The following is a 17,462-nucleotide window of genomic DNA, read 5'->3' as shown; positions in this document are numbered from 1 at the left end:
GTCATGTCTTATCTGCTCCGTGTCATGCTGCCCGACCGCCCGGGCAGTCTCGGGTCCCTCGCCGTGGCGCTGGGGACAGTAGACGCGGACATCGTCAGTCTCGATGTGGTCGACCGTTTCGACGGCGTGGCCGTGGACGACATCGTGGTGGAGGTCCCCCACGGCACTTTCCCGGACGCCCTCATCACCGCCGCCGAGAAGCTGGACGGAGTCGTCGTCGACTCGCTGCGCCCGTTCGGCGGGATCCTCGACGCCCACCGGGAGCTCGAGCTCATCGACGCCGTCGCCGCCGCTGGCGCGGGAGCCCGGGCCGCACGGATGCTCGCCGACGAGCTCCCCGCCGTGTTACGTGTCGGTTGGGCCTTGGTGGTGGAAGCGACCGGGGACGCGGGGTGTCGGTTGGTCGCGCGTGGCGAATCTGCGCCGATGTGGGAAGGCGGCGAGGTGAGCGTCCTGCGCGGCCTCGACCGGGCCACCGCACTGGATGACGACGACGACGTGCCGGCGGAATGGATTTCCATGGACACCGCTCTCGCGGCCGCGCCGTTGAGCTCGGGGCACGTCCTCGTGGTGGGCCGCCCGGGAGGTCCCTCGTTCCGACCGTCCGAGATCGCCCGGATCGGGTACCTCACCGGGATCCTGCGCTCCCTCCACGCAAGCTGATCCGCCGCCCCCTTCCCTCACCCCGGTACACGCCCCGGATCCGGTGACGGTCAGCGCCGGGGCCCACTCCTCCGCGACCATACGGCGGCCAGCCCGGAGAGCAACGCTGTCGCGGGGTTCCAACGGACTCCTGAGCAGACTGCGAAGGGAGACCCCGACCGTGAGCGCCAGACCGACACCACCTCAGACGTTCAACGGCCAAGGGAACTGGACCATGGGCGTCATCGGTCAGTCTCCTCCGCGACCGCGTCCGCGTGCCCGAGTCCGGCGGGCCCGTTCTCCATCAGCTCCACGAAACCGGCCTCGTCAAGGATGGTCAATCCCAGTTCTTCGGCCTTGGCCGCCTTCGAGCCGGGATTGTCGCCGACCACAACGTAGTTGGTCTTCTTGGACACCGAACCGGATGCTTTGCCGCCGCGGGCGATGATCGCTTCCTTGATGCCGTCGCGGGTGAACCCCTCGAGAGAGCCTGTCGCGACGATCGTCACGCCCTCGAGCGTCCGAGGGATCGACTCGTCACGCTCGTCGGCCATCGAGACACCAGCTGCGGTCCAGCGGTCAACGATCTCGCGGTGCCAGTCGACGTCGAACCACTCGACCACCGAGTCCGCGATGGTCGACCCCACCCCGTCCGTATCCGCCAGCTCCTCCTCGGAAGCGGCGCGGATGGCTTCCATCGTCCCGAACCGGGTTGCCAGGGCGCGCGCGGCCGTGGGTCCCACGTGCCGGATCGACAGGGCGACGAGGACCCGCCACAGCGGCCGGTCCCGCGCGCTGACGAGGTTCGTCAGCAGCTTGCGACCGTTCTCGTTAAGCACCGTGCGCTCGGGATCGGCTCCCGCCTCGATCTGCTTGCGGGTGGCCTTGTCGACCCGGGTATACAGGGTGGTCCGAAGGAGGTCGGATTCGGTGAGGTTGAACAGTCCCGATTCGTTCTCTAGAACGCCACTGACGAGCAGGTCCGAGGCGCCTTCATAGCCGAGCGCCTCAATGTCCAGGGCGTTACGGGAGGCCAGGTAGAACAGCCGCTCCCGCAGCTGGGCAGGGCAGGAACGCTGATTGGGGCAGCGCCAGTCCGCATCGCCCTCCTTGGCCGGGGCCAGGACCGTATCGCACTCGGGACAGCGTTCGGGGAAGACGAATTCACGCTCGGTGCCGTCGCGTCGATCGACCACCGGGCCGAGGACCTCCGGAATCACGTCACCGGCTTTGCGGATTACCACCGTGTCGCCGATGAGGACACCCTTCCGGATCACCTCGGTTTGATTGTGCAAGGTGGCCAACGAGACCGTCGACCCGGCGACCGTCACTGGCTCCATGTAGGCGAACGGGGTGACCCGGCCGGTGCGCCCGACGGAGACCCGGATGTCGAGCAATTCCGTCATTACCTCCTCGGGAGGGTACTTGTAGGCGATCGCCCACCGCGGTGCACGGGAGGTCTGACCGAGTCGACGCTGCACCGTGCGGTCGTCAATCTTCACTACGAGCCCGTCGATCTCGTGCTCCGGGTCGCCGCGGTGGTCACCCCAGAACCGCATTCGCTCGACGACCTCTTCCACCCCCGTCGCTGGAGCGGTGTGCGGTGAGACCGGCAGACCCCAGTCCGCGAGCGCCAGGTACACGTCGTGGAGGCTCTCGAAGGTCGCACCCTCGACCACACCCAGCCCGTGGCAGTACATGCCGAGACGACGTTGGGCCGTGATGGCGGGGTTCTTCTGTCTCAGCGACCCCGCCGCACTATTGCGGGGGTTAGCGAACGGAGCCTTGCCCTCCGCCACCAAACGGGCGTTGAGTTCGGCGAAGTCCTTGAGTCGGAAGAAGACTTCGCCTCGGACCTCGAGGAGAGTCGGCACCGGCCGATCATCCGATGGGGTGAGGGTGACCGGGATGTCCTCGATGGTCCGCGCGTTGAGCGTCACGTCCTCGCCCGTGCGTCCGTCCCCTCGGGTCGCAGCGCTGATCAACTTGCCATCGCGGTAGACCAGATCCAGCGCCACGCCGTCGATCTTCACCTCGCAGAGGAACTGCAGGCGGTGCTCGGGCACATTCGCCTGCTCGACGGCGGAGGCGACCCAGTCCCGCAACTCCTCCTCGGAAAAGACGTTGTCCAGACTCGTCATCCGCTCGAGGTGCTCCACCGGTGCGAAGTCCGTCGAGAACCCGCCACCGACCAACTGCGTGGGCGAATCCGCGCTCCGCAGTCCCGAATACTTCTCCTCCAGCGCCTGTAACGCACCGAAGAGCCGGTCGAATTCGGCGTCAGACACGATGGGCGCGTCTTTGACGTAGTAGCGGAACTGGTGGTCGCGAACGGTCTCCGCGAGTTCGGCCCACTCCTGCCGCACCTCCGGCGGGATGTCCCCGGTGCCGACGGGCTCGCTGCTGTCATCGGGAAGGCTCACGAGGACAGCGTAATCCCGAGCGGGAACTCGATGTCGGAGCGCTGCCCTACGGTGAGACCATGACCACCGATATGCAACTCCCCGCCGCCATCGACCGTAACCGACTGCTCGCGTTCGACCTCGAGACCACGGGCCCCGATCCTCGGACCGCCCACGTCGTCTCCTCCGCGATCATCTCGATAGACGGGCCGACCAAGAAGGAGCGGAACTGGCTCGCCGACCCGGGGATACCAATTCCCGAGGGGGCAACCGCGGTCCACGGCATCACCACCGCCCACGCGCGTGAGAACGGTCGCCCACACGCCGACGTGATCGCCGAGACGGTGGAGGCGATCCGCCGGGGGTGGCGTGAGGGACTCACACTCGTCGTGTTCAACGCGTGTTATGACCTGACGATCCTGCGAAGGTGGGACCCGTCTTTCGAGATCCTCGGGCCCGTGATCGACCCCTATGTCGTGGACCGCGCCGTTGATCCGTACCGCAAGGGAAAGCGCACACTCGCGGCGTTGTGCGACCTCCACGGCGTGCGACTCGAGAGCGCCCACGAGGCTTCGGCGGACGCGCTCGCGGCCGCGCGACTCGCGTGGAAGATGCTCGGCGGAAACCACGATCTCTCGGGCCCGGACTGGCGTGAGGTCAACGCACAGCAAGCGCGCTGGCACGAGACGCGCCAGCGTGACTTCGTCGCCTACCTCGAGCGATGCGGAAAGGACTCGTCCGACGTCAATACGCTGTGGCCGATGGCGGCGCTATAGCGCGGCGCCGCCGGCTACTCGGCTATCCGCGGAGCGGTCTCGCCCACGAGCCGGGCACCGCGGAGGGCGGCGGTGGCCTGGGGCGCACCGGAGACGGTCTGCTCGATGGTCGGCGAGAGAACCACCCGGTCCAAGCTCGAATACCTGGGCGCGCTCAGCCGGTCGAGCAGTGCCAGCACACCGACAGCGGCGTGCTCCGCCTCCGTCACGGTGCGCGGCGGGCGTTCGGTGCCGGGCAGTCCCTCCAGATGGAGGATCCGGCCGTCGCCGAGCACGGTCCCGGCAGCATCGAGTGCAGCGTGAGACTGTGCCAAGTGCAGCGGCGCGGCCTCCAGGCACACCCCATCGACGGGCGTCTCGCCGCGCGGGGTGTCGGCGACGACCGACCAGACCGGGGGCGCCCCGGGGTCGGATGTGACCGGGACCCGAATCAGGACCTCGGCGGCGCCAGCGTCGCGGAGCGCATCGCCGAACCGGCAGAGCGACAGGGCGAGTTGATCAGGCGGGACGGCTGCGATCGGGTCGAGGCGACTGGGCGAGTGGATAGTCCCGGCCGCGACGTGCCAGAGCAGGGGCTCGTCCAGCAGGATGCGAGCGCTTGCTCCCATCCGACCCGACAGCCGCCCGGCTCGCGCGCTCGCGCCCTCCGCAAGGGACGCGGCCAGGTCTCGCCGGGCGCCGCGGTCGCTGAGGACGGGAAACCCGCCGGGGAGCTCGACCCCGGCGGCGAGCGACCACGGGCCAACGACACGGACCTGCAGCCGACGAGAGCCAGTAGTGCGATCCACCTCGGGATCCCGGGCCTGCTCGTTGGCCTCCTCGAGGGCGTCCCCGTCTCGGTCGAGGAAGTCGGCGGCCCGACGGGCTAGGCGCCCCGGGGAGTCTGCGAGTCGCCAACCCCGCGGCGAAACGTCGACCGGCAGGTCCGCGAGCATCGCCAGCGTGCGGCCGATCTGGTCCGCTCCGGTGCCGCGATCCGGCAACTCGGGCAGGAACGGCAGGGCGTGGCATTCCCCCATGACCACCCGCGCCGCTTCGCGTGGGTCGGTGCCCGGCATGGGACCGGGACCGGTACTGGACGGCCCCACCGGCGTCACGCGGTCTCGGCGGCCGGACGGGACGCGGAGATGGTGCCGCTGCCCAGTACGCGGTCGCCATCCAGTTCGCGCCGGTACAGCACGGCGGCCTGCCCCGGGGCGACGCCGCGAATCGGCTCGTCGAGCGTGATCTCGAGTCGGGAGTCCGGTCCGTCGCCGAGACGGCGGACGTGGCCCGGGGTCGCCTCACCGTGAGCGCGGATCTGCACTAGGCAGTCGGTGTCGCGGATGTCATCGTCGACGAGCCAATAGGGCGAGGTGGCGGTTATCGCACTCGAATACAGATGGTCCTCGCCACCGACCGTCACAGTGCCGGAGTCGGCGTCGATCGCGGTGACGTAGCGGGGGCGGCCGTCCGCGGCGGGGCCCTGGACTCCCAGGCCCTTCCGCTGCCCGATGGTGAACCCGTGGACGCCCTCGTGGCGCCCGACCTCGTCACCCGTGTCGGCGTCGACGACCGCTCCGGGACGCATGCCGATACGTGCGCCGAGAAATGCACGAGTGTCGCCCGAGGGGATGAAGCAGATGTCGTGACTGTCCGGTTTGGAGGCAACCGGCAGTCCGGCGGCCTCTGCTTCAGCGCGGATCTGTGATTTAAGTGAATCGCCTAGCGGGAACATCGAGTGCGCGAGCTGCTGAGGGGTCAGCACGCCGAGCACATACGACTGGTCCTTGGCGGCGTCCACTGCGCGACGCAGGACTGGCCGGCGGGAGCCATCGAACAGTTCCTCCGTTGACAACCGCGCGTAGTGGCCGGTGGCGACAGCATCGAAACCGAGCGCCATGCCCCGCTCAAGGAGTGCCTCGAATTTGATGCGCTCATTGCACCGCAGGCAGGGGTTGGGTGTCTCGCCGCGGGCGTAGGACTCGACGAAATCGTCGATCACATCGGCCCGGAAACGTTCGGCAAAATCCCAGACGTAGAACGGGATGCCCAGCAGGTCCGCGACACGACGGGCATCCCCCGCGTCCTCCCGCGAGCAGCATCCCCGTGAGCCGGTGCGGAGAGTTGCCGGGTCGGCGCTGAGAGCGAGGTGAACACCCACGACGTCATGACCGGCAGCGACCGCCCGGGCGGCCGCGACGGCGGAATCCACTCCCCCGCTCATGGCGGCGAGGACCCTCATGACGCGGCCACCCCGGTTCGGACCAGTCCGAGACCGGCGACGCGGGCACGGTCGGCCGCGGGCCCGAGAGCGGCGATGGCGGCGTCGACGTCGGCCTCGGTCGTGGTGTGGCCCAGGCTGAGTCGCAGGCTGCTCCTGGCGGCGGCCTCGTCGGCACCGAGGGCCAACAGGACATGGCTTGGCTCGGCGACGCCCGCGGTGCAGGCCGACCCGGTAGAGCATTCGATCCCGGCGGCGTCGAGCAACAGGATGAGCGACTCCCCGGAACATCCGGGGAACGTGAGGTTGGCTATCCCGGGCAGTCGCTCCCCACCGCCGTTCGCAATCGCGCCGGGAACCTCTGCCAATACACCGGCCACGAGCCGGTCGCGCAGCCGGCTCAGGCGGAGGGCCTCGGACTCCATGTCACGGACCGCCTCCTCCAGTGCGGCGGCCATCGCGACTACCCCGGGTACGTCCACGGAGCCGGATCGGAGGTCGCGCTCCTGCCCGCCGCCGTACCCGATCGGCAGGCAGGCTGCACCCCGATCGAGAAGCAGGGCGCCCACACCGAGCGGCCCGCCAAACTTGTGGGCGGAGAGGCTGAGGGAGGTCACCCCGAGCGCGGAGAAATCGACGGTGACGTGCCCGACGGCCTGGACCGCGTCGGTATGAACGGCCGCCCCGACGGACCGGGCGGGTGCTGCCACCCCCGCGACGTCAGTGAGGGTGCCGATCTCGTTGTTGCCGAGCATGGTCGCGACGAGGGCAAGTCGCGAGCCGAGTTCGTCGGCGAGGTCTCGAACCGTGCCTGCGGTTACGGCGCCGCGCGAATCCACAGGTAGGACTCGGACGTCCTTTCGCCCTCCTCCATCGGTGGCCAGGTGCGCCGCCGCGTCGAGGACGGAGTGGTGTTCGGTCGCGCCGACGGCCACCACTTTCCCGCTCGAGGCACCCGCTTGCCCGAGTACCGCGAGGTTGTCGGATTCCGTTCCGCCGGAGGTGAACACCACCTCGGACGGCCGGCAGCCGAGATGGTGCGCGAGTGATTCGCGGGCTTCCTCGACGCGGCGGCGGGCGCGGCGCCCGGAGCCGTGGAGCGAGGACGCGTTGCCGACCGCGGAGGCCGCCTCGGTGTAGGCGGCTACGGCCGCCGCACGCATCGGGGTGGTCGCGGCGTGGTCCAGATAGTGCACGGAGCGGGTGGTGGGCATATCGCAACCAAGGATACGCCCGAACGTGCCGGACCCCGGCACCGCAGGGGTGCCGGGGTCCGGGAAATGCTGGTGGACGCGGGGGCGTCCGGACTCATTTACGGGCGTTGATGGCCTCGGTGAGCTGCGGGGCGACGTTGAACAGGTCGCCGACAATGCCGTAGTCCGCGATCTCGAAGATCGGGGCTTCCTCGTCCTTGTTCACCGCCACGATGGTCTTGGACGTCTGCATTCCGGCGCGGTGCTGGATAGCGCCCGAAATGCCCAGGGCGATGTACAGCTGCGGCGACACGGTCTTCCCGGTCTGGCCGACCTGGAACTGCCCCGGGTAGTAACCCGAGTCGACGGCCGCGCGCGACGCGCCGACGGCACCCTTGAGCGAGTCGGCGAGGGGCTCGACGACCTCCTCGAACTTCTCGGCCGAGCCGACACCGCGGCCACCGGCGACGACGACGGTCGCCTCGGTGAGCTCGGGGCGATCACCACCGACGATCGGGTTGCGCGAGATGACCTTGGCCGCGTTCTCGGGCTCGGGCACCTGAACCTCGACGACCTCACCTGCGCCGGCGGTCGGGGCGGCCTCGACGGAGCCCGGACGCAGCGTGTAGATCGGGGTGTCGCCGGAGACGGTCGCGTCGACAGTGAAGGCGCCACCGAAGATCGAGTGGACAGCCGAGCCGTCCTGGCGGATCTCGATGACGTCGCACAGCACGCCGGAGCCGGTGCGGGCCGCGAGACGGCCCGCCACCTCCTTACCTTCGAACGTGGCGGCCAGAACGATTGCGGCCGCCCCCTGCTCCGCCAGGCCGGCCAACACGTCGACCTTGGGGGTGACGAGGTAATTCTGGACCGCGTCGCCCTCGGCGACGTAGATCTTCTCCGCGCCGCCCTCCTTGAGTGCGTCGGTGAGCGCAGCGGCGGTGCCGGTGTCACCGAACACGACGGCGGAGGGCTCGCCGAGCGCTCGAGCGGCGGTCAGCAGCTCGAGGGAAACCTTCTTGAGTTCGCCGTCGACGTGCTCGACCGCGACGAGGACTTCAGCCATGGTGGATTCTCCTTGAAAAAGACTGGAATGAGTCGGTCGGGGTGAGCTCGCGTCAGATGAGCTTCTGCGCCACGAGGTACTTGGCGACGTCGTTGCCGCCCTCTCCCTCGTCGACGACCTTCTCGCCGGCGGCGCGCGGCGGCTTGGGGCTGGAGGCGGTCACGGTGGAGGCGGCGTTGTCCTTGCCCACCTGGGCGGGCTCGACGTTCGCATCGGCCAGCGTGAGCGTCTCGACCGGCTTCTTCTTGGCGGCCATGATGCCCTTGAAGGACGGGAAGCGCGGCTCGTTGATCTTCTCGCCGACGGAGACGACGCACGGCAGCGGGGCCTCGACCTCGAAGATGCCTTCGTCGGTCTCGCGCTCGCCCTTAGCGACGCCGTCGACGACCTCCAGGGTGCGCATATGCGTCAGCTGGGGAAGACCGAGGTACTCGGCGATGATGGCCGGGACCGCCCCCATGCGGCCGTCGGTGGCCTCGTTGCCGGCGATGACCAGCTCGGTGCCCTCGATGGTGCCCAGGACGTTGGCAAGGGCCCACGAGGTCTGGACGACGTCGGAGCCGTGGAGGGCCTCGTCGTTGAGGTGGACGGCCTTGTCGGCGCCCATGGACAGTGCCTTGCGGATGGCCTCGGTGGCGCGGTCCGGACCGGCACACAGGACGGTCACCTCGCCACCGCCTGCCTCCTTGATCTGGAGTGCCTGCTCGACGGCCTTTTCGTTGATCTCGTCCAGTACCGCGTCCGCGGCCTCGCGGTCCAGGGTGTAGTCCCCGTCCGAGAGCTTGCGCTCGGAATAGGTGTCGGGAACCTGCTTGATCAGTACGACGATGTTCGTCATGGGCCTGCGTCGACCTCCTGCGAGTCGGGGCGGGGTGCGCTCCCGTCAAGACCGGGCGCACCGGATTGTGGTCCTGCCACACACAATAACGTGGCCGTGACCGCGGTGACGGTGGCGGGGCGGTCGGCAGTCAGTTGATGCGCTTGTCCCAGCCGGACCACGCCGCGTCGCGAAGTTCGTTCTTGCGCACCTTCCCCGTCGATGTCCGTGGCAGCGCCTCGGTCAGCTCGACGGCGCCCGGAACCTTGTACCGGGCGATCTTGGTACGGCAGTGTTCGATCACGCCCTGCTCATCGAGCTCGGAGCCCGGCCTGACCACCACGTACGCTTTGGGTCTCTCGCCCCACTTCTCATCCGGCATGGAGACCACGGCGCAGTCCACCACGTCAGGGTGGGAGGCGATCGCCTGCTCGACCTCGATTGTGGAGATGTTCTCGCCGCCGGAGACCACCACATCCTTGGCCCGGTCGAGCAGTTGCACGTAGCCGTCTGAGTGCATTACTCCCAAGTCGCCCGAGTGGAACCAGCCCCCGGCGAACGCGGTGGCCGTGGCTTCCGGGTCGCCGAAGTAGCCCTTCATCACGCCATTGCCTGTCATCACGACCTCGCCCATGGTCACGCCGTCGGCGGGGACGTCGATGAGTTGGGTCTCGCCGGGCGAAGTGCGTTCGACGACACGGACGGTGTCGGCGTGTAGCATCGCCACGCCCTGGCGCGACTTGAGCGCGGCCCGCTCGTCAGGATCTAGTTCGGCCCACCTCGGCTGCGGGGTGCATACGGTAAACGGACCGTAGGTCTCGGTCAGTCCGTACACCTGGGTAACGTCGATGCCAAGGTCCTCGAAGCGACGAAGGATGGTCGGCGAGGGCGGGGCCCCGGCGGTGACCATGCGGATCCCTTCGATCGGCCGGGCTGCCGGGTCATCCGCGATGGTGGACAGCACGGCGGGTGCACCGGCCAGCCGATTGATCCCCTCGTCGTCGAACAGTCTCCAGATCTCGTCCCCACGGACGGCGCGCAGGCACACGTGGGTCCCCCTGGCACCGGTCAGGGCCCAGGTGGTGCACCAGCCGTTGCAGTGGAACATTGGGAGCGTCCACAGGTACTTCGAGTCGGCGTCCAGTCCCTGCGTGATGATCTCGCCGAAGGCGTTGAGATAAGCGCCCCGGTGCGTGTACATGACGCCCTTGGGCCTGCCGGTGGTGCCGGACGTGTAGTTGACCGCGATGACGGCGTCCTCGTCGTCGACGGTCCACCGCACTGGCTGCGGGGAGGCGGACGCAAGGCCCTCCTCGAGGGCCTCGGCGCGCGGGCCGAACCTCGCCGGGTCGGGCTGGGTGCCGTCCGCGTCGGGGGCGACCAGGATGAGCTGCAGCGCCTCGGGGACCTCGTCGCCCAACCCTGCCAGGAGTTCGGCGTCGGCGATGAGCACCGCGATCCCGGCGTGCTCGACGATGTAGGCGATCTCCGCCGGCGCCAGTCGGGTGTTGAGGGCAACCACGGCGCCACCGGCGAGCGGAACGGCGAACTGCGCGAGCAACGCCTCGGCCGAGTTGGGCGCCAACACGCCCACGCGGTCGCCGCGAGCGACGCCGCGCACTTTCAGCAGGGCGGCCAACCGAGTGGCCCGGTCCGCGAACTCTGCGTAGGTCTGGCGGCGCGGACCGTCGACGACCGCGGTCGCCTCGGGTGAAACTCGGGCGGCTTTCTCGAGGAAGCTCAGCGGGGTGAGCGCGGTGTCGAGTCCGGAGTTCGCTGTCATCGGAAGTGTGTCCGCCTCTCGTGGCCAAGGGTGATGGCCGTCACGCTAGCGGCGGAGTGCACTCCGCGACCTGTCGTTCCCCCGTCCGTACCCCTGCTGCCCGTGGGCTCCAGAGCACTGCCCGTCCGGGCAGCAGCGCGCCTCCGACTACTCTCTGTGCAGACTGTTTCGACTCGACGGGGGTACCTGTGGCACCGGCATCGACTCCGCGCACCGCGCGGACCCTGGTCGCCGTCGCGCTCGCGGCGGGGGTGCTCGTCGGGTGCGCCTCGGCCACCGAGAGCGGCGACGCCCGATTGGGCCAGGCCGCGAGCTGGTCCTCGGTCGCGGGTGGCCCACCGAACTCCGGGCGCGCGCACTCCACGGTCACGGACGCCCCGGAGCTGTTGTGGTCGCGATCATTGGGAGCGCCCGCCGTAGGTGTGGCCTCCTCGGACGGCATAGGTTCCTCCTTCCAGGCGACAATTTCCGAGCGCGGGTGCAATCTCTTCGCGCTGACGGCCGACGACGGCCGCAAGCGTTGGTGCTTGCGCCTGGCGACAGACGGCCCCCGGATCACCGCGACTGTCGACGGGCGCGGGTCACTGTTCGTGCCGATGCACGGCGGGGTCGGGGCGCTATCAGCCGACGGCGAGACCCGGTGGTCCGCCGCGACCCGCGGGGTCCCCACCACCGTGACGTTGCTCGACGAGCGCAACCTCCTACTCGTGTCGCACCTGGGGGTGGCGCGGGTGGTCAACGCCCACACCGGTCTGGACGTGACGCCAGAACTTCGGATCGCCGGGGACGTCAACACTGACGACCCGGCGTACGGGATCCCGTGGTGCGCAATCGGCGAGCGCGGGTGCCCTGTGCCCGCCCCAGCCGCCGTGGACACCGACACGGCCACCGCCTACCTCACGGCGTGGACGCCGGGTGTCGACGACCCGGAGTTGGTCGCGATACACCTGAACCCCGGTGAGTTCACCGCGCTGGAGGTGCTGTGGCGCGCGCCCCTGCCGGGCGGAAGGTCGGGCGTGCCGGTGGTGCTGTCGAACGACCACGACGAGGTGTACGTCCACGCCGAGGACGGCACCCTGAACGCGTACTCCACGTCCGACGGTGCGGACCTGTGGTCCGCACCGATTGGCTTCCGACCGGACACTCCCCCCGCTCTGCTGCCCGACGGCACCCTGGTCAGCGGCGGTCGCACGACGACCGTGTGGAGGGGCCCCGACGACGAGCACGACGACGACTCCGGCCCGGCGCCCGTCGTGGCCGTGGCCTCGGGGGACGGAACCGGCCGGGTGGTCTGGCGCCGGGACGACCTGCAGCAGCTCACCAACCCCGCCGCGACCCCGGACGGGCGGGTGCTCGTGGCGGTTCGATCGGGCGACCCGGCGAACGAACACGGGATCGCTGTCCACCTGCTCGATGGCACCGACGGTTCCACCCTGCACCGAGTCGAGGTGCCCGGGGCGACGGGACCGGTCTCGGGGCTCAGCGTCGACTCGGACGGCAGGATCACGCTGACGACCGCGGTGGGCGCGGTCTATGTCTTCGAGTGAGCAGTAGTGAGGTGCTCGGTATCCGTGCGGCCGGTGCGCGGCCCGCACACGAACACCGCCGCGGAGCTTCCGATGCGGGTGACGACCAGGGCGAGCGGCTGTGACCCGCTGAGCGCGAGTGAGCGCCGCAGCACGTCGGGGTCGGTGTCGACGCCGCGGACGAGGATCTCCAGCGATCCGCAGTCGCGCTGGCGCAGGGCCCGGCGCAGCTGCTTGCGGTCGAGTCGGCACCTCTCCAGCACTTCGAACCCGGTGTAGCCATCCGGTATCCGCGGGCCAGTCAGGTGGGCGATCCGCGGGTCGAGCTGACGAAGCCCGTGCCGGAGGGCCCAGTGCCGCACCAGCCCGGCCCGGACGACCGCCCCGTCGGGATCCACGATGAATCGGTCCGGCTCCCCGTGGGCGTCGACCTCATCGTCGTCGCCGTCGGTCACCTCTTCCACGTGTACCGCGACGCCGTCGGAGACCAGTCGCGGCGGACCCCACGGTCCGGGCCTGTCATCGGTGGTCGTTCGCACCACAGTGGCGCGGCGGCGCACCCCCGCGGACAAGCCCGACGACCACAGGCACGCCTCCCGTACCGACCCGTCCAGCGAGACAAGCTCCACCTCTCCGGAGTGCGCGAGCACCGAGGTGTCGAGGCCGGGGGCGCACTTGATGACGTGATCCCGGTCGGTGGCGGTGGCGAGCAGATCGGGTAGCGGCGGGCTGAGCCGGGCCGGGTCGTGGACGCGGCGGCCGCCGGTGCGGCGCGCCGGATCGGCCACCAGGACGGCGTCGCGACTGGGCGGGGCGAGCGCGTCGGCCACGCATACGAGCGCGTCCGGCACGTTGAGCGCGGCCATCCGCGCGCGCAGCGGGTCGAGGTCCGACCCGATCACCCGATCTGCGGTGCGCACCAGCTCGCCCAGGTCGGCGCCTACGGAGCAGGTGACATCGTGGACGGCGCGGCCGGACAGCCGCTGCGCGCGCAGCGCCGCGACCGGCCACGCGGTGGCCTGCTGGACCGCCTCGTCGGTGAGCAGCATTGCCTCGCCGCCGCGGATCCGGCCGCGGGCGCGGGCCCGGGCGGTGACCACGTCGATCGCCGCCGCGGCGTGCACGGGGTCGGCCCGGCGGACGGCCGCGGTCGAGGCCACCTGGTGCGCTCGCGACCAGTCCAGGCCGGCGGCGAGGTCGAGCAGGTCGCGTCCGGCGTCGGTGCACAGGAACTCCAGGTCGTCGAGAGTCACGCCGTCACGCTAGTTGCCGCCTGGGGTGATTGCCCGGGCGGTGTCGAGGACCTCGGCGACATCGGCGGCTCCCGCAAGGTCGGACAGCACGTCGAGGGTCGGGCGCAGCATCCCCAGCCGGCCGAGGATCCCGGCCTGTGCGGCGTCATCGGCGCGAATCCACTCCGTCGCGCGCGCCTCGGTCGTCCCACCGTCCGGTTCCATTCCGTCGGGTAGGGCCGCGACGAAAAACAGGGTGTCGTAGCGGCGAGGGGGCCCGACCGGGGTGGTCCATCGGTCCCACGGGCGGAGCAGATGCGCGGACAACACCAAGTCGTGCGCGGTGAGCAACGAGTCCAGGTCCCCCTCCCCCGCATCGAGCGCCCGCCGCTCGTCCGGACCCGGCAGATCAACCGGTGTAACACCTGCGGTGGTGACGGTCCGGGCTCTCGACCCGGCCTCCGGCTCGGCGAGCAACACCCCGGTCTCCTCGAACAGTTCGCGCGCGACACCGCGCACGGCCGCGGCGGCGCGATCGGGGTCGACGCCGAACCGCTCAGCCCACCACTCCGGCGCGGGCCCGCGCCAGAAGCGGGTGGCGTGGTAGTCCCGCGGCTCGACGCCGCCGCCGGGAAAAACCGACATGCCGGGGGCGAACTGCATGGTCGACACCCGGTGCTGCAGGAAAACCTCGACTCCACCTCCGACCCGCGCGTCGCGGATGAGGGCGACCGTGGCGGCCTCGCGGACCGGCACGGTCTCCGGCGGGGTCGTCGCGGGAGCCTCGCGCCCCGGCGTACCGGTCATGCCCGTGCGGCCCGCCGGTGCCGGCCGGGGCGGCGGGCACGGCGTGCGAAAAAGCGTCCATCGATGGAGTCCACCACGATCGACTGGGCGAAGGCGCTGCTGAGGTTGTCGGAGGTGATCACCTCGTCGATTAGCCCCATCGCGGCGACCTCGCCCTCCGCCAGCAGCATGGCGTGGGTGAAACCCGGGGGGATCTCCTCCACATGGTGGGTCACCAAGACCGTTGCGGGAGCATCCGGGTCCATAGCCATGTCCTCGAGGCGGGCGACGAGGTCCTCCCGGCCGCCCAGGTCCAATCCTGCGCCCGGCTCGTCCAGCAATAGCAACTCTGGGTCGGTCATCATGGCGCGCGCGATGAGCACACGTTTGCGTTCCCCCTCGGAGAGAGTTCCCCACGTGCGCTCGGCCAGGTGCTCGGCACCGATCGACTCGAGGGTGTCGGCGGCACGCTCGAAATCCTGCGGGTCGTACTTCTCTCGCCACCGCCCGAGCACTGCGTACCCGGCGGAGATGACCAGGTCCTGCACCACCTCGTCACCGGGAATGCGGCCGGCGACGGCGACCGACGACAGACCCACCCGGCTGCGCAGTTCGGTCACCTCCGTCCGCCCCAGCTGCTCTCCGAGGACCACGGCAGTCCCGGTGCTCGGGTACTCCAACGCCGAGGCGATCCGCAGCAACGAGGTCTTACCAGCGCCGTTGGGGCCGAGCACCACCCACCTCTCATCCAATTCCACCTGCCAGGTGAGTGGCCCCACGAGGGTCTTGCCGTCACGCCGGAGCGAGACATCTCGGAGGTCGAGGACGAGGTCGGGGTCGCTGTCGATCAGGGTGCTCACGGCGCCCATCTAACCGCGTATCGCGGTGGCGGGTGGAGAGGAACACGGCCGCGCAGGTGAACGGGAGGCGTCGAGCCTGAAGGATCGGCCCGTTTTCGCTAGCGTCGTGGGGGTGACGCCACCACCGCGGTGTCCACCCGCCGAGAGGAGCACCGACGTGAACGACCGTCTGGCCATCGATGAGGTCCGCCCCCTCGTCTCCTGCGGGAGGTTCCCGTCCAAGTCCGTTGTCGGGGAAATCCTGCCCGTCTCCGCGATCGTGTGGCGCGAGGGCCACGACGCCCTGTCCGTGAGCCTGGTGGTCCGCCGGCCCGGCGGCGCCTCCTCCCGGGCGACGATGGTGCCCGGCATCGAGCCGGATACCTTCCACGCGCTGCTCCCCACCGACGTGTCCGGAATGTGGTCGTTCCGAGTGGAGGCGTGGTCCGACCCCTTCGCGACCTGGCGGAGCGGGATAGTCAAGAAGATGGCTGCAGGCCAGGACTCAGGTGAGCTGGGCAACGAGTTCGAGCTGGGCGCCAGAGTGTTCGACGCCGCGGTCGCCCGGGCGGCCGTCGCCGGCGCCGTCGACAGAGCCGAACTGCTGACCGCAGCCGCCGCCGCGTTGCGCGGCTCCGGCGACGCGACCGTCCGGACCTCCCCGGCGCTGTCGGACGAGGTCGCCGCAGCGCTGGCAGCCGACCCCGTGCGCGAAATGGTGACCGTCGGCCAGACACACCGCGTGTGGGTGGACCGACGCGAGGCGCAGTTCAGTTCCTGGTACGAGTTCTTCCCTCGTTCCACGGGTGGATGGGGGGAGGACGGCCGCCCCGTCCACGGCACGTTCGAGACCTCCCGCTCCTATGTCGACCACGCGGCGGACCTCGGGTTCGACGTGGTGTACCTCCCCCCGATCCACCCCATCGGCAAAATCAACCGCAAGGGCCGGAACAACACGCTCACCCCCGAACCCGGCGATGTCGGCTCCCCGTGGGCGATCGGATCGGCCGAGGGCGGACACGACGCGGTTCACCCCGACCTCGGCACCGTCGAAGATTTCCACGACCTGGTGGCTTACGCGAACACGCGCGGCGTCGAGGTCGCGCTGGATCTCGCGCTGCAGTGCGCTCCCGACCATCCGTGGGCCGCCGAGCACCCCGAGTGGTTCACCGTGCTGCCCGACGGACACATCGCCTACGCCGAGAACCCGCCCAAGAAGTACCAGGACATCTACCCGGTCAACTTCGACAACGACCCAGAGGGCATCTACGCCGAGGTGCTGCGCGTCGTCCGACTGTGGACGTCGCTCGGGGTGCGGATCTTCCGGGTGGACAATCCGCACACCAAGCCGGCCGACTTCTGGAACCGCCTCATCAGCGAGGTCAAGCGGACCGAACCGGACGTGTTGTTCCTCGCCGAGGCCTTCACCCGACCGGCCCGACTGTTCGGCTTGGCCAAGCGGGGCTTCTCGCAGTCGTACACCTACTTCACGTGGAAAACCACGAAGGCCGAGCTGGTGGAATTCTGCGAGCAACTGCTGGCCCACGTCGACGAGGCTCGACCCAACATGTTCACCAACACCCCGGATATTCTTCACGAGTCGCTCCAACGTGGCGGGCCCGCGATGTTCGCGATCCGGGCGGTCCTCGCCGCGACGCTCTCCCCCTCATGGGGCGTGTACTCCGGCTTCGAACTCTACGAGTGGCAGCCCGTCGCCGACGGCAGTGAGGAGTACCTCGACTCGGAGAAGTATGAGCTCCGCCCCCGCGACTTCGCCGCCGCGGAGGCCGCCGGCCAGTCGCTTGCTCCCTGGCTCCGCACCCTCAACCGGATCCGCCGCGAGCACCCCGCGCTGCAACAACTGCGCACCCTGCAGTTCCACGACGTGGACAACGACCAGATCATCGCCTATTCGAAAATCGACCCGGCTAGCGGAGACTGCGTCCTCACGGTGGTCTCCCTGGACTCCCTCGGCGTCCAGGAGGGCACCCTCCGTCTCGACATGGCGGCCCTCGGCTACGACGACGACGCCCGATTCAGCGTGCGCGACGAGGTGTCGGGATCGGAGTTCCACTGGGGGTCGAGCAACTACGTCCGGCTCGAGCCGTGGACCGCCGTCGCCCACATCATCGCCATCCCGCCGTGCGACGAAGCACGTAGGGTCGAACTGTCCTACCGCACGCACACCGTGGAATGA

14 protein-coding genes are annotated in these 17,462 nt (G+C 69.7%); 4 read left to right on the top strand and 10 right to left on the bottom strand.

The genetic code is table 11. From position 1 onward, the window contains the following. Positions 1 to 3: 3 nt before the first annotated feature. Positions 4 to 663: an amino acid-binding protein gene (locus FQ137_RS09645; protein WP_188064879.1), complete on the top strand. Its 660-nt coding sequence runs from the start codon at positions 4 to 6 to the stop codon at positions 661 to 663. Positions 664 to 884: 221 nt separating this feature from the next. Here FQ137_RS09645 and ligA read toward each other — a convergent pair whose 3' ends face one another. Further along, positions 885 to 3,065: an NAD-dependent DNA ligase LigA gene (gene ligA, locus FQ137_RS09640; RefSeq protein ID WP_188064877.1), complete on the bottom strand. Its 2,181-nt coding sequence runs from the start codon at positions 3,063 to 3,065 to the stop codon at positions 885 to 887. A gap of 59 nt (positions 3,066 to 3,124) precedes the next feature. Between ligA and FQ137_RS09635 the strand changes: the two genes are divergently transcribed. Next, positions 3,125 to 3,820 carry an exonuclease domain-containing protein gene (locus FQ137_RS09635; RefSeq protein WP_149292187.1) on the top strand — a complete coding sequence of 232 codons (696 nt, stop codon included), beginning with the start codon at positions 3,125 to 3,127 and terminating at the stop codon, positions 3,818 to 3,820. Positions 3,821 to 3,834: 14 nt separating this feature from the next. Here FQ137_RS09635 and FQ137_RS09630 read toward each other — a convergent pair whose 3' ends face one another. The 6 genes from FQ137_RS09630 to FQ137_RS09605 all read right to left on the bottom strand — a co-directional run bounded on the left by FQ137_RS09630 (position 3,835) and on the right by FQ137_RS09605 (position 10,882). After that, a complete protein-coding gene (locus FQ137_RS09630; RefSeq protein WP_255583935.1) occupies positions 3,835 to 4,878 on the bottom strand; it encodes a cobalamin-independent methionine synthase in 1,044 nt (347 codons plus the stop codon). A gap of 35 nt (positions 4,879 to 4,913) precedes the next feature. Continuing rightward, positions 4,914 to 6,044 (bottom strand): tRNA 2-thiouridine(34) synthase MnmA, encoded by a 1,131-nt coding sequence (gene mnmA, locus FQ137_RS09625; RefSeq protein ID WP_149292185.1) that lies wholly within the window; start codon positions 6,042 to 6,044, stop codon positions 4,914 to 4,916. Further along, a complete protein-coding gene (locus tag FQ137_RS09620; RefSeq protein ID WP_149292184.1) occupies positions 6,041 to 7,237 on the bottom strand; it encodes a cysteine desulfurase family protein in 1,197 nt (398 codons plus the stop codon). The genes mnmA and FQ137_RS09620 overlap by 4 nt, the downstream gene beginning before the upstream one ends. A 94-nt stretch (positions 7,238 to 7,331) precedes the next feature. Continuing rightward, a complete protein-coding gene (locus FQ137_RS09615) occupies positions 7,332 to 8,282 on the bottom strand; it encodes an electron transfer flavoprotein subunit alpha/FixB family protein (RefSeq protein ID WP_149292183.1) in 951 nt (316 codons plus the stop codon). Positions 8,283 to 8,334: 52 nt separating this feature from the next. Next, the gene (locus FQ137_RS09610; RefSeq protein ID WP_149292182.1) at positions 8,335 to 9,120 is read right to left on the bottom strand and encodes an electron transfer flavoprotein subunit beta/FixA family protein; all 786 of its coding nucleotides are present in this window, start codon (positions 9,118 to 9,120) and stop codon (positions 8,335 to 8,337) included. Between the two features lie 130 nt (positions 9,121 to 9,250). After that, complete coding sequence (locus tag FQ137_RS09605; protein WP_149292181.1) at positions 9,251 to 10,882, bottom strand: AMP-binding protein; 1,632 nt, start codon at positions 10,880 to 10,882, stop codon at positions 9,251 to 9,253. Between the two features lie 188 nt (positions 10,883 to 11,070). On the opposite strand from FQ137_RS09605, the gene FQ137_RS09600 reads away from it, so the two are divergent. After that, entirely contained in the window at positions 11,071 to 12,429 is a 1,359-nt protein-coding gene (locus FQ137_RS09600; protein WP_149292180.1) for a PQQ-binding-like beta-propeller repeat protein, read from the top strand. On the opposite strand, the gene FQ137_RS09595 is transcribed toward FQ137_RS09600, so the two are convergent. From FQ137_RS09595 to FQ137_RS09585, 3 genes are read right to left on the bottom strand one after another with little or no spacing between them, the layout of a single operon-like run. Further along, the gene (locus tag FQ137_RS09595; RefSeq protein WP_149292179.1) at positions 12,414 to 13,661 is read right to left on the bottom strand and encodes a class I SAM-dependent methyltransferase; all 1,248 of its coding nucleotides are present in this window, start codon (positions 13,659 to 13,661) and stop codon (positions 12,414 to 12,416) included. The genes FQ137_RS09600 and FQ137_RS09595 overlap by 16 nt on opposite strands. Positions 13,662 to 13,670: 9 nt before the next feature. After that, complete coding sequence (locus FQ137_RS09590; protein ID WP_149292178.1) at positions 13,671 to 14,447, bottom strand: NUDIX hydrolase; 777 nt, start codon at positions 14,445 to 14,447, stop codon at positions 13,671 to 13,673. Then, a complete protein-coding gene (locus tag FQ137_RS09585; protein ID WP_149292177.1) occupies positions 14,444 to 15,295 on the bottom strand; it encodes an ABC transporter ATP-binding protein in 852 nt (283 codons plus the stop codon). Before FQ137_RS09585 ends, FQ137_RS09590 begins: the two co-directional genes overlap by 4 nt. A gap of 148 nt (positions 15,296 to 15,443) precedes the next feature. Here FQ137_RS09585 and FQ137_RS09580 point away from each other — a divergent pair, with 148 nt between their 5' ends. After that, a complete protein-coding gene (locus tag FQ137_RS09580; RefSeq protein ID WP_149292176.1) occupies positions 15,444 to 17,462 on the top strand; it encodes a maltotransferase domain-containing protein in 2,019 nt (672 codons plus the stop codon).

Origin of the sequence: Dietzia sp. ANT_WB102 (assembly GCF_008369165.1) — a bacterium.
In the GTDB taxonomy this organism is placed as follows: domain Bacteria; phylum Actinomycetota; class Actinomycetes; order Mycobacteriales; family Mycobacteriaceae; genus Dietzia.
The sequence above is the reverse complement of the archived record's forward strand: the minus strand, read 5'-3'. Positions and strand labels throughout refer to the sequence as shown.

Bases quoted from the DNA above. Each gene is read 5' to 3' on its own strand.
- FQ137_RS09605 (WP_149292181.1), bottom strand. From the start codon at position 10,882: ATGACAGCGAACTCCGGACTCGACACCGCGCTCACCCCGCTGAGCTTC.
- FQ137_RS09630 (WP_255583935.1), bottom strand. From the start codon at position 4,878: ATGCCGGGCACCGACCCACGCGAAGCGGCGCGGGTGGTCATGGGGGAA.
- FQ137_RS09585 (WP_149292177.1), bottom strand. From the start codon at position 15,295: ATGGGCGCCGTGAGCACCCTGATCGACAGCGACCCCGACCTCGTCCTC.
- FQ137_RS09645 (WP_188064879.1), top strand. From the start codon at position 4: ATGTCTTATCTGCTCCGTGTCATGCTGCCCGACCGCCCGGGCAGTCTC.
- FQ137_RS09615 (WP_149292183.1), bottom strand. From the start codon at position 8,282: ATGGCTGAAGTCCTCGTCGCGGTCGAGCACGTCGACGGCGAACTCAAG.
- FQ137_RS09635 (WP_149292187.1), top strand. From the start codon at position 3,125: ATGACCACCGATATGCAACTCCCCGCCGCCATCGACCGTAACCGACTG.
- FQ137_RS09590 (WP_149292178.1), bottom strand. From the start codon at position 14,447: ATGACCGGTACGCCGGGGCGCGAGGCTCCCGCGACGACCCCGCCGGAG.
- mnmA (WP_149292185.1), bottom strand. From the start codon at position 6,044: ATGAGGGTCCTCGCCGCCATGAGCGGGGGAGTGGATTCCGCCGTCGCG.
- FQ137_RS09620 (WP_149292184.1), bottom strand. From the start codon at position 7,237: ATGCCCACCACCCGCTCCGTGCACTATCTGGACCACGCCGCGACCACC.
- FQ137_RS09610 (WP_149292182.1), bottom strand. From the start codon at position 9,120: ATGACGAACATCGTCGTACTGATCAAGCAGGTTCCCGACACCTATTCC.